8 protein-coding genes and 1 pseudogene are annotated in these 12,463 nt (G+C 38.7%); 4 read left to right on the top strand and 5 right to left on the bottom strand.

The window, feature by feature from the left end:
• Positions 1–126: 126 nt before the first annotated feature.
• Both ACWOEC_RS10330 and ACWOEC_RS10325 read right to left on the bottom strand, forming a co-directional pair.
• The gene (locus tag ACWOEC_RS10330) at positions 127–1,752 is read right to left on the bottom strand and encodes a glycoside hydrolase family 13 protein (RefSeq protein WP_455308003.1); all 1,626 of its coding nucleotides are present in this window, start codon (positions 1,750–1,752) and stop codon (positions 127–129) included.
• Positions 1,745–3,523 (bottom strand): annotated as a pseudogene (locus ACWOEC_RS10325) (glycoside hydrolase family 13 protein). Before ACWOEC_RS10325 ends, ACWOEC_RS10330 begins: the two are co-directional and overlap by 8 nt.
• Before the next feature lie 262 nt (positions 3,524–3,785).
• Here ACWOEC_RS10325 and ACWOEC_RS10320 point away from each other — a divergent pair.
• From ACWOEC_RS10320 to ACWOEC_RS10305, 4 genes are all read left to right on the top strand, one after another.
• On the top strand, positions 3,786–5,048 hold the full coding sequence (locus ACWOEC_RS10320; protein ID WP_455308000.1) for an extracellular solute-binding protein: 1,263 nt from the start codon (positions 3,786–3,788) through the stop codon (positions 5,046–5,048).
• A gap of 110 nt (positions 5,049–5,158) precedes the next feature.
• Positions 5,159–6,508: a carbohydrate ABC transporter permease gene (locus ACWOEC_RS10315; protein ID WP_297076692.1), complete on the top strand. Its 1,350-nt coding sequence runs from the start codon at positions 5,159–5,161 to the stop codon at positions 6,506–6,508.
• 4 nt (positions 6,509–6,512) lie between these two features.
• Positions 6,513–7,373 carry a sugar ABC transporter permease gene (locus tag ACWOEC_RS10310; protein WP_297076689.1) on the top strand — a complete coding sequence of 287 codons (861 nt, stop codon included), beginning with the start codon at positions 6,513–6,515 and terminating at the stop codon, positions 7,371–7,373.
• Between the two features lie 118 nt (positions 7,374–7,491).
• On the top strand, positions 7,492–9,822 hold the full coding sequence (locus ACWOEC_RS10305; RefSeq protein WP_455307999.1) for an ABC transporter ATP-binding protein/permease: 2,331 nt from the start codon (positions 7,492–7,494) through the stop codon (positions 9,820–9,822).
• A gap of 169 nt (positions 9,823–9,991) precedes the next feature.
• On the opposite strand, the gene pcp is transcribed toward ACWOEC_RS10305, so the two are convergent.
• The 3 genes from pcp to ACWOEC_RS10290 are packed head-to-tail and all read right to left on the bottom strand — an operon-like array spanning position 9,992 to position 12,273.
• Entirely contained in the window at positions 9,992–10,639 is a 648-nt protein-coding gene (pcp, locus tag ACWOEC_RS10300; protein WP_455307997.1) for a pyroglutamyl-peptidase I, read from the bottom strand.
• A gap of 18 nt (positions 10,640–10,657) precedes the next feature.
• Entirely contained in the window at positions 10,658–11,587 is a 930-nt protein-coding gene (locus ACWOEC_RS10295) for a DUF979 domain-containing protein (protein ID WP_455307995.1), read from the bottom strand.
• Entirely contained in the window at positions 11,587–12,273 is a 687-nt protein-coding gene (locus tag ACWOEC_RS10290; RefSeq protein ID WP_455307993.1) for a DUF969 domain-containing protein, read from the bottom strand. Before ACWOEC_RS10290 ends, ACWOEC_RS10295 begins: the two co-directional genes overlap by 1 nt.
• Positions 12,274–12,463 lie beyond the last annotated feature (190 nt).

The raw sequence follows: 12,463 nt of genomic DNA, 5'->3' as shown, positions 1-12,463 counted from the left end.
CGTATCATGATTCGTCACGGTAGTGCATTGCTTTTAAACTAAAAAAGATCAAGAGGAAATAATCCTCTTGATCTCCAATAATTCTAAGATTTCTCTTCACCAACATCATTTGACAAAGAGCCCTTTTTAATCGCTTATTTGGATCACATATCCATCAAATGGCGCAAACGTCATTTTTTGTTGTAACTGATCATAGCGCGTTTGGTTCGTTAACAAACACTTTCCTTTTTTACAAATCGATGCAGGTAATTTTGCATCGATGAATTGATCGGTCAAATTCACACATACGATCACCTGTTGAGTATTCGCTTGACGCAGATAAACAAATAATGCTGGATGTTCTGGCAATAAAAAGCGAATCTCACCGCCTAATAATGCAGGTTCTTGTTTACGTAAAACAATCATCTGACGGTAAAAATTCCATAAACTGCTCGGATCATTTGCCTCGTTTTGTTGATTGCGTTCTTTGTAATCAGGATTCACTGCTAGCCAAGGCGTGACCGTTGAAAAGCCACTATATTTTGTTTCATCCCATTGCATCGGTGTGCGAGAATGATCACGTGAAAAGTTTAAGGCTTGTTTTAGCGCCTCATCTTTAGATTCAGTTTGTCGCAATCGTTGATAAAATGCAATCGTATCTTGTCCATTGACTTGATCAATTGATGTAAAGGGATAATTTTCAATCCCTAATTCTTGACCTTGATAAATAAAGGGTGTACCACGCAAAAAGAAATAGCCCATTGCTAAAGCCTTCGCAGAATGAATCGATCCATCACCAAAAATCGAAATACTTCTTGGTAAATCATGATTTTCCAAATACAACGCATTCCATCCGATTGGTTGCAAATCTTCTTGCCAACGCATCATGACTTGTTTAAAGCCAAATGGATCCACGCGCTCTTCACCTTTTTTACCTTTTCTAACCATGTGTTCTAATTCAAAGATCATATCCAAATATCCGGTGTCATCGGTCCATTCTTTTGCTTTTTTACTACTGACCCCACTCGCTTCTCCTACCGTCATACATTGATAGTCATCGAATACTTCTTTTAACTCTGTCATATAAACATCGATTCCTTTAACGTTCATAAACGGAGCCCAAGGATTATCTGTAATGGTAAATGACCAATCTTCTTTTTGGATATGGCTGATCGCATCTAAACGAAACCCGTCAATTCCTTTGTCTAGCCACCAACGAATCATGTCATAGATTTCGTGACGCATCGTTTCATTTTTCCAGTTAAGATCTGGTTGTTCTTTAGCAAAGATATGAAAATAAGCTTGCTGAGTCTTTTCTTGATAGGTCCAAGTCGAGCCACCAAAAAAACTTTGCCAATCATTTGGAGGTGTGTCTTTTGTCGCGTCGACCCAATGGTAAAACTCACGGTAAGGATTATCTTTACTTTTTTGAGCTTCTTGAAACCAAGGATGCTGATCACTCGTATGATTCACGACTAGATCCATAATCAACTTGATGTTGTATCGATGGGCGCTAGCAATCAATTCTTCCATATCTGCCATCGTTCCAAAATCAGGATGAATTGCTCTAAAATCTGAAATATCATAGCCATTGTCCACATTTGGTGAAGCATAGACTGGGTTTAGCCAGATAAAGTCGATTCCTAATGCCTTTAATTCCGGGATTCTACGAATGATCCCAGGCAAATCTCCGATCCCATCTTGATTACTATCTTGAAAACTTCGTGGATAAATTTGATACCCTACTGCTTCTTTAAACCATGTATTATGCATCTGCCACCTCTTTTTCGATTGTAATGACAAAGCCTTTTGGTTCGATAATGATTTGAGTTTCTTTTTCATACGCCAAATTTTGCATCAAAATTTCCGTTTGTGTGATCGTCTTCGCGATAGTTCCGCAGTTGAAATACCCTTTGATCTTCACCTCTTGATTACGGCGTGTGAGACATAGATGATCTTCACATTGTTCATCGATCTGCCACACTAAATTTCCGTTTGATAAAGTTGGAATATGGGCTTTACGTAGCGCGATCAACTCTTTTACAAATTCTTTCAATGCCAAATCTTGTTCTTGCTCATCCCACACCATGCACTTGCGGCAATCTGGATCCATCTCTCCTGTCATCCCGATTTCATCGCCGTAATAAATACAAGGAACACCTGGTTGAAGATAGGTAAATGCCATTACTTGACGCATCAAATCTTTATCTCCTCTAGTTTCCGTTAGAATTCGTGGCGTGTCATGAGAATCCAGTACGTTAAATTGCATTTGATTGATTTGATCGCGATACAACATCAATTGATCCGTTAATTCCGAAACGAGTTTTGTACTATCGATCGCATGTTCGATCATATAGTTTTTGATCGAATCTGTATACGCATAATTCATAACAGCACTAAATTCGTCACCTTGTAACCAACTTTGTGATGAATGCCAAATCTCACCCAAAATATAAAAATCGTCTTTGACGGCCATACACGCTTCACGAAACTTCTTCCAAAAGGCATGATCGACTTCATTGGCTACATCCAAACGCCAAGCATCGATATCAAATTCTTTGATCCAATAAGTCGCAATATTTAACAGATATTCTTGAACCTCTGGATTTGCCGTATTCAATTTCGGCATATGCGGCGTAAAGGCGAACACATCGTACGTTAAATCACGAGCGTCTTCATCGTGATCACCTGGTGTATAACTTGCTGGGAATTCATGGATATGGAACCATTTCGCATATCGTGAATTTGCTCCATTTTCTAAAACGTCTTGCCATTGTGGTGAAGTATCTCCGATATGATTAAATACTGCATCCAACATGATTTTAATTCCACGCTCATGACACTTTGTAATCAATTCTTTTAACGTGGCTTCATCGCCAAAAGCGGGATCGACTTTTAAATAATCGATTGTATCGTACTTATGATTGGAGTGTGCTTCAAAAATCGGACACAAGTATAACCCATTGATCCCAAGATCTTCTAAATAATCCAAATGATCAATGATCCCTTGCAAATCGCCACCAAAGAAATCGTCACGATCGGGATTTTTACTCCCCCAAGGCAACGTACCATCTGGATCATTTGTCACATCCCCGTTTGCAAATCGCTCTGGAAAAATTTGATACCAAACAGTTTCTTTTACCCATTCGATTGGTTTCACTCGGTCTACTTCATGAAAATATGGCAAGCGGAAATAATTATTCGGCATACTAATAAATGGTTCAACAGCCGCATATACGCCATGATCGCCATAAAACGCCTTGATGCCCTCAACACCTTCTACTTCAAAACCGTAACTTAAGCGATGAAACAACGCTGTTTTCTCAATAAACCAGTAATCGTATAACGAAGTCGATCCGATTTTTTGCATCTCTTCACGTTCGTTACACCAGGCTTCTTTATCTAAAAGATAAGGATCACCACTGATCAAGTACACGCGCTTCATATCTCCTTTAGCTGTTCGTAATCTGATATGCATATGATCTTTAGTATAAAGATAAGCATATTCGCTTTCTGGTCAGTGGTAAATTGCAGCTGTATTCATAGACGAGTCTCCATTCTATTTCAGTAAGTTTTGGCTAAATTATGCCACAGCTTTCGTTTTTTTTCAACAAATAACAGCAATCGGTTGCGTATATTTTAAATTTTAAATACAGAAAAAAAGCCTAGTAAATAGAATGAAAATAAATAACTATTCTTATAACCGAAAAATATATCTGTTTTTTTATCGATTTCATCTTGACTATTTTCGCAAACGGTTGCATAATGTGTGTGTAAACAAAAAACAAGTTTTGGAGGCAGAGAAAATGAAGACAAATTGGAAAAAGTACTTAACTACGGGTGTAATATTAAGCGCTTCCGCATTATTGCTTGCTGCATGCGGGAATTCATCTTCTGATACAAAAGATACCGCTTCTTCAGACAAAGGGAGTACTGCAAAACCTGAAGGCAATATCAAATTATGGGTCGACACAGAACAAGTCGATATGTTCAAAGGGATCGTAGCAGATTTTGAAAAAGAATATCCAGACGTAAAAGTTGAACTCGCAGCAGGTTCTTCTGCAGATGCCAAACAAGATGTATCCAAAGATCCAGGAGCTGCAGCGGATGTCTTTATGATGCCTCATGATCAAATCGGACAAATGGCAGATGCGGGTCTACTCTATCCTTTCACAGAAACAAAATTTGCTGAAAACGTGAAAAAAGACAATGTAGATTCTGCAGTTGAAGGGGCAACATGGAAAGATGAATTATACGGCTTCCCTTACGGTGTTGAATCACAAGTCTTGTATTACAATAAAGCGAAACTTTCAGAAGCTGATGTCAAAACATGGGCTGAGATGACGGCTAAAGGAAAAATTGGTACAAACTTTGGTGATGCCGGTGCCAACTATATCTTCGCTCCGTTATTTATGAGTAATGGCGATGTGTTATACGGTAAAACCGGTGAAGATGTTAAAGGAACTGATTTTAATAATGAAAACGGTGTCGAAGTTCTAAAATGGATCGCAGCGCAAAAAAGTAACCCAGGTGTCGTACAGTCTTCAGCAGAAGCTCTATCAAACCTTGAATCTGGCGTAACCGATGCCTTTTTATCTGGTCCTTGGTCTAAAAATGACGTAGAGAAAGCATTAGGAGACAACATGGCCGTTGCAGCTTATCCAAAAATTGATTTTGGTAGCGGCGAAAAACAAATGAAAGCCTTCTTAGGAGTAAAACTATTCGCTGTAAACCAACAAACAAAATCACCAGTTGCCGCGTTAACTTTAGCAGACTACCTTTCAAACGAAACGTCTCAAATGAAGGAATTTGAAGGATTTGGAATCGTCCCTTCTAATAAAATGTTACAATCTGACTCAAAAGTTGCTTCTGATGCAGTAACAGCTGCCGTAATCGAAATGTCAGATAGTGAACATTCTGTCGTAATGCCAAAACTTCCAGAAATGAATACATTCTGGCCAGCAATGGATGCGTTGATCAACGATACTTACAAAGGTTCAATCAAAGAAGATCAATACATGGATAAATTAGACAAACTTGTGTCTGATATCTCAAAAACGACTGAATAATTCTAGAATTTGACGCAAGTATTCCCCTTGCGTCAATCTTTTTTTCAAATTTGGATTACTGGCTAACGTAACCCAGTGATCGATACCAAAAGAAAGTGAGTGAAAAGGCGATGTTCAAAAAGAAAAGATATGAACAACATGCAACCTTTAAAGAGGTATTTGCAAAAGGCGATTGGCCAACAAAATTATCTTTCTTGATCATGGGTGCGGCAAACTTAGCCAATAAACAATGGTTAAAAGGCTGTTTATTTTTAGTTGCAGAAATCGGATTTATTTATTGGTTAATTCGTAACGGTATCCATGCCCTAGCCATGCTCGTAACACTAGGGACAAAAAAACAGGGTCTAGTTTATGATGAAGCATTAGGAATTCGAGTTCTCCAAGAAGGCGACAATTCGATGTTACTGCTCTTATTTGGGATCGCGGCTGTTTTAGTCTGCGCGATCATCATCATTTTGTATATCGTTAATTTAAAAAGCACACGTCATTTATACGAGTTAAAACAAGCAGGCGAAGCGATTCCTACGACAAAACAGGATCTAGCAAGCTTATTAAACGAACGTTTTCATATTACTTTAATGGCACTTCCATTATTAGGTGTCTTATTCTTTACGATCTTACCTTTGCTTTATATGATCTCGATTGCGTTTACCAACTACGATCATAATCATTTACCACCTAAAAATCTTTTCCATTGGGTCGGTTTAAAAAACTTTGGTAACGTCATCACTGGAGATATGGCTTCGACCTTCTTCCCTGTTTTAGGTTGGACCTTGATCTGGGCTGTGTCAGCGACAGTGACATGCTTCTTTTTTGGAATCATTTTGGCTTTATTGATCAATACTAAAGGCTTAAAATTCAAAAAAGCTTGGCGGACGATTTTCGTCTTAACGATGGCTGTGCCGCAATTTATTTCATTATTGATCGTCCGTAACTTATTAAATGGTGCTGGTCCAATCAATGCGCTGTTATTAAAAATGGGGATTATTGATTCTGCTATCCCCTTTTTAACAGATCCAACGATGGCAAAAATTTCGATTATCTTAGTCAATATGTGGATCGGGATTCCAGCAACGATGCTTGTTGCGACAAGCGTGATTCAAAACTTGCCACAAGATCAAATTGAAGCAGCACGAATCGACGGTGCGAATAAATTTCAAATTTTTCGAAACATCACGTTTCCACAAATTCTCTTTATTATGACACCGGCGTTGATCCAACAATTTATCGGGAACGTCAATAACTTTAACGTGATTTACTTACTAACTGGTGGTGGACCATCAAATTCGAACTACTATGGTGCAGGATCGACAGACTTATTGGTCACTTGGTTATACAATTTGACCGTTAAAACACTCGATTACAATTTAGCTTCCGTTATCGGAATCTTGATCTTTATTTTATCTGCTGTATTCAGTCTAGTCGCATACACACGAACCAATTCATTTAAGGAGGCGTAAAAAGATGAAGAAAAATAGTTATCAAAAACAAGAACGTGGTACACTGACCTTCGTTTACGTCTTATTAACAGTTTTAGCCATATTTTGGCTATTTCCGATTGTTTGGATCGTCTTGACCAGTTTTCGTGCTGAAGGCGGCGCATTTGTTCCTTACATTATTCCAAAAGAGTTCACTTTAGATAATTATAAAGTCTTGTTAACAAACGCAAGCGGTAACTTCCCTTTTGTTCGTTGGTTCTTTAACACGCTATTTGTTTCGATCTTTAGCTGTATCTTTTCGACTTTGATTACGATCGCAATGGCCTATGCCTTGTCTCGTTTACGCTTTAAACTCCGTAAACCATTTTTGAAAGTCGCATTAGTGTTAAATATGTTTCCAGGTTTCATGAGTATGATCGCGATCTATTACATTTTAAAAGCGATGAATTTAACAGGTAGCTTATTTGCTTTGATTTTAGTCTACTCATCTGGAGCTGCCTTAGGCTTTTATATCGCGAAAGGATTTTTCGATACTGTCCCAATGGCTCTAGATGAATCAGCAATGATCGACGGTGCCAATAAATGGCAGATTTTCACAAAAATCACCTTACCTTTATCTAAACCCATTATCGTATTTACCGCACTAGGGGCTTTCACTGCTCCTTGGATGGACTTCATCTTTGCAAAAATCATCATGGGCGATAAGGTTGAAAGTTACACGATCGCGATTGGATTATTTACGATGATGACTAAATCGACTGCTAATTCGCTTTTCATGGCATTTACAGCTGGTTGTGTCTTGATTGCCATTCCAATCACCTTACTTTTCATTTATCTACAACGTTTTTATGTCGAAGGCATCACCTCTGGTTCAGTCAAAGGATAATTTGTTAAGCATCCCTTTCTTTTCAAAGAAAAGGATGCTTTTTTTGCATAACTTTTTCAAATTCGTTACAATCATGTTAATAAAGGATGAAAATCTAACTACAGAAAAGGGTATGCGCATGTTGAATTTAAAAGATATTAAAAAATACTACAACGTCGGTGGAACTGAAACTCGCGCCTTAGATGGTGTAACGGTAGCCTTTCGTAAAAAAGAATTTGTGGCGATCTTAGGTCCAAGTGGTTCAGGGAAAACTACGATGTTAAACGTCATCGGTGGCCTAGATCAATACGATAGCGGGGATTTAATCATCAATGGGCAATCGACCAAAAACTTTAAGCTTACTGATTGGGATGCTTATCGAAACAACTCGATCGGATTTGTCTTTCAAAGCTACAATTTGATTGGACATCAAGGGATTTTAGATAATGTCGAGTTGGGCATGACGCTCAGTGGTGTTTCTAAAGAAGAACGTCGCAAACGTGCTCAAGAAGCACTCGAGCGCGTAGGGTTACAAGATCATCTCAATAAAAAACCTAGTCAACTCTCTGGTGGTCAAATGCAGCGTGTCGCCATCGCACGAGCGCTAGCAAATGACCCTGAAATCCTATTATGTGATGAACCGACGGGCGCACTTGATTCTGAAACAAGTGTGCAGATCATGAACTTGATTCAAGAATTGTCTCATGAAAAATTAGTCATCATGGTAACGCACAATCCTGATTTAGCAAAAGAATATGCCAATCGAATCATTGAATTTTCAGATGGTAAAATCATAACAGACTCTAATCCTTATCATGAAGAAAAATCAATAAACGATTTTGAATTAAAACGTACTCGGATGTCTTTTTTCACGGCATTGCGCTTATCGTTTAATAATATTCGGACAAAAAAAGGACGAACCTTTTTAACTTCATTCGCGTCTAGTATCGGGATCATCGGTATCGCGATCGTATTGTCTTTATCCAATGGTTTCCAAAAACAAATTGATAAAACACAATCTGAAACACTTGCTCAATTTCCAGTCACGATTTCACAAATCACACAAGACAATACCGAACTTTTTAGTAATGCTTCTACCAAAAAACAGAAAAAAGCTGGCAAAGATCAAGTTCTAGCCAAAACAAGTGAACAAGATCTAGCACAGCATACCAATGATTTATCTACTGAATATGTCGATTATATCAAGAAAATCAATCCAGATTGGAGCAATAACGTTAGTTTTAGCCGGTCAACGAATTTGAATCTATTACGTGATGTAGATGGTACGATCAAACAAGTTCAATTTTCTAACGCAAAAACAGATGGTCAAAATGCTGGAGGTTTTGCGGCTTCTACTGGTGTCGGGATTTCGGTCTTTCCTGATCAATTGGATCCATCAAAAGATAACTTTTTGAAACAAAATTATCAAGTTGTCGATGGCCAGTATCCAAGTAATCCAAATGATTTAGTCTTAATCGTAGATGAAAACGGCACAACCAATGTCAATGCTTTGAATAATCTGGGCTTTGATATCAAAAATGGTGAGTCATTATCCTATCAAAATATTTTAGGGACAACTGTTAAATTAGCATTTAATAATGCTTACTATACAGAACTACCTACTGGGAACTTCATTCCAAATCAAGATTTGAAAAAGGTTTACGACAACAGTGCAAATCAAACACTCAAAATCGTAGGGATTTTAAAAGCCAAAAGCTCTGCAACAATGGATCTGTTAGCTCCAGGGATTGCCTATAGTGATTCCCTAACACAAGAAGTCATCAAACAAAATAAAGAATCTGAAATCGTTAAAGCACAAGATAAAAGCAATACGAATGTTTTAACGAACGAAACGCTAGACGATACCAAAAAAGCGGCAGTGTTGACTTACTTGGGTGCAAATGCCACACCAAGTAGCATCTATATTTATCCAAATAACTTTAAAACAAAAGAAAAAATCTTAACGTATCTAGATGACTACAACAAAGGAAAAGACAAAGCAGATCAGGTCTTATACACCGATTTAGCCGGTACGATGACCAAGCTAACTGGTGGATTAATGGATGCGATCACATATGTATTGGTGGCATTTGCTGGAATTTCTCTAGTCACTAGTATGATCATGATTGGAATCTTGACCTATACTTCTGTATTGGAACGAACAAAAGAAATTGGTGTTTTAAAAGCATTAGGTGCACGTAAAAAAGATATCACTCGAGTATTTGATGCTGAAACAGCGATTTTGGGTGTAGCTTCTGGAGTATTGGGCGTTGCTATTGCTTACGCTGCAACGTTTCCGATCAATCAAATCTTAGAGAATCTAACTGATTTACAAAATGTCGCACAACTCAATCCAATGCACGCGGTAATCTTGATCGTGATCAGCACGATCCTAACCATGCTTGGTGGACATTTACCTGCCCGCATGGCTGCAAAAAAAGATGCTGCTATTGCCTTACGAGCAGAATAATAAAGGAGTGTGACAGAAAACTATCACATTCTCTAAAAACTGAATAAACGGTGTTCCAGAAGTAACTCCTTCGAAAATAAGCCGCATCATGACCGAAATAGATGAATCTATTATCGGTGTGATGCGGCTTATTTTTTAGAGCTGCCCACTTCTGGCACAGCCTCTTTTTTTAATGTGTCGTACCGCCGATTTGTTTTTCATCAGCTTTCCCATCATAGGCTACGATCGTTTCCAATGCAATCGTCAACCCTCTAACGATATCATCCAAACTCATCGCTGGCATATTTGCCCGATCCACGACTTGTTCTGGTAAAAACGGCACATGAACAAATCCACTTTTGACGTTCGGAAATTCAGTGGCTGCCAAATGTAGGACTTGGTATAAAATATGATTGCAGACAAATGTTCCGGCAGAATTGGAGACAGACGCTGGCAATTGCTGTTTTTTGATTGCCGCTACAATCGCTTTTACTGGCAATTTAGCAAAATAAGCAGCTGGTCCATCTGCTTGAATCGCGACATCGATTGGCTGTTGCCCTTCATTGTCTGGGATTCGTGCATCATCGACATTGATCCCCACTCGTTCGAATGATAGGTCAAAGCGACCTCCTGCTTGCCCGACAGATAATACGTAATCGTAGTCCGTTTTCATTAAGGCTTCTTTGACAACTGCTGCGCTCTTATGAAACACTGTTGGAATTTCTAATTTTGTAATCGTTACACCAGCAATTTCATCTGGCAATCTCTTCACCGCTTCAATGGCAGGATTTGTACTATCCTCGCCAAATGGATCAAATCCAGTTACTAAAATACGCATATAGTTTTCCTCCTAAATTTAAAATGCCCAAAAATACATCAAAACAATGTGCACAACGATCATCAATAACGCAATAATGGTCTGCTCCTTAATGACGCCATACGGACTTTTCATATCCATCAACGATGCAGGAAGTGCATTAAAGTTAGCTGCCATTGGGGTCAATAACGTGCCACAATAGCCCGCTGTCATCGCTAATGCTCCAGCAATCGCAGGATCTGCTCCTTGTGCAATCACAAATGGAATCCCGATTCCTGCAGTAATCACAGTAAATGCCGCAAAAGCATTTCCCATAATCATGGTGAAAAAGACCATCCCAAATACATAAGCCAAGACACCAAAAAATTTACTACCTTCTGGTACCACACCACTAATTAACGTCGAGATCACCGTCCCTACACCTGAAACGGTAAAAATCACACCTAAAGCCGCTAATAATTGAGGCAAGATCCCTGAAGTTCCCATCGCTTGAATCATCCGGTCGCTTTCACGCATCGTTTGTTTTGCTGAACCTTTAAAAATAATCCAAGCAAAAATCGTCCCGATCACAGCAGCCACTCCAATTGCGACTTTCCCTGAAGCAGGAATAAATTTTGCCAATAGCATCGAAATAACCGCCAAACACAGTACCGGAATGAAGAGACGATTGCCATAGCGTTTAGCTGAAACTTCCAATTTTTCCATTGAAAAATCCGGGAATTTCGTGATACTAAATTGTTTAAAAATCGTGATCACACCTAATAAAACAACCAATACTCCAGCAAATACTGGCGGAATCACTTTGCCAAATGTGAATAAAATGCCTAAATCAAACCAAAACAACGCACTACCGATTCGCTTGGTATTGTCTTTTTGTTGGAGAACTTTCACACCCGTGTACATCAACTGCAACCCAATCAAGATATAAAACCATTCTAACAACTGATCCCAAAACGTCACTGTTTCCACTAATTCTCCTCCTTTTGCTCTTTATAGGTACGCGCTAATTTACGATCATATAGATAATTGCTGATTCCTACAAAAATAAAGGCAATAATCGCAACTGGCATCGACGCTTTCGCGATATCCCAACCTGTAATTTTATACCCTAAGGAGTCTAGTGTACTGACAATCAGTAGCACTCCTGAAGCAGCTAAAAAAGTATTTTGACCATAGAAATTCCCATAATTATCCATAGCAGCTGATTTTCCTTTGATCACTTCTTTTTCTCCTTCTGTAATCTCTCCGTATTTCGCTTCAGCTGCAGCTTCGGCCATTGGTTGGACCAAAGGACGGACAAATTGCGGTTGTCCGCCTAAACGAATTGAAAACAAGCCTGCAACTTCACGAATCGCCAAGTAGATCGTTAAAAACGAACCTGTTGTGAGCCCTTTGATCCCTTTGATTAGACGCACAGCCTGTTCTTTTAATCCATGTGCTTCTGATAAGCCAATCAACGGTAGAGTAATAAAAAAGATCGTTACCAAGCGCTGATCAATAAAGGCTTGTCCTAATGTTTCTAAAAATTCAATCGGTGTTAAGCCTGACACTAGCGCTGTGGCCAAGCCAGCTACAATTACGACCGCGATCGTATCAAGTTTTAAAATAAAACCTGCCACAATAATCAAAATTCCAATTAATTTAATCCATTCCAAGGGAACACACTCCTTTATACTTTTTTGTGAACTATTTCCTTTTTTCGATCTAGACCACTTTTTTAGCATACTATATTCTGAAAGCAAGTGCAATTGTAAATAAAAAAATAGGGTGTGACAGACCTCTGTCACACCCTATTAAAAACAGAATAAACGGTTGATTTCTTGGAGCCGGCCACTTCTGTCATAA

Source organism: Enterococcus bulliens (genome assembly GCF_053761865.1).
Note: the sequence above shows the minus strand (reverse complement) of the source record. Positions and strands in the feature narration are given on the sequence as shown.

Excerpts from the sequence above, each read along its gene's own strand:
- ACWOEC_RS10315 (WP_297076692.1), top strand. The coding sequence starts at position 5,159 with ATGTTCAAAAAGAAAAGATATGAACAACATGCAACCTTTAAAGAGGTA.
- ACWOEC_RS10305 (WP_455307999.1), top strand. The coding sequence starts at position 7,492 with ATGTTGAATTTAAAAGATATTAAAAAATACTACAACGTCGGTGGAACT.
- ACWOEC_RS10320 (WP_455308000.1), top strand. The coding sequence starts at position 3,786 with ATGAAGACAAATTGGAAAAAGTACTTAACTACGGGTGTAATATTAAGC.
- pcp (WP_455307997.1), bottom strand. The coding sequence starts at position 10,639 with ATGCGTATTTTAGTAACTGGATTTGATCCATTTGGCGAGGATAGTACA.
- ACWOEC_RS10310 (WP_297076689.1), top strand. The coding sequence starts at position 6,513 with ATGAAGAAAAATAGTTATCAAAAACAAGAACGTGGTACACTGACCTTC.
- ACWOEC_RS10330 (WP_455308003.1), bottom strand. The coding sequence starts at position 1,752 with ATGCATAATACATGGTTTAAAGAAGCAGTAGGGTATCAAATTTATCCA.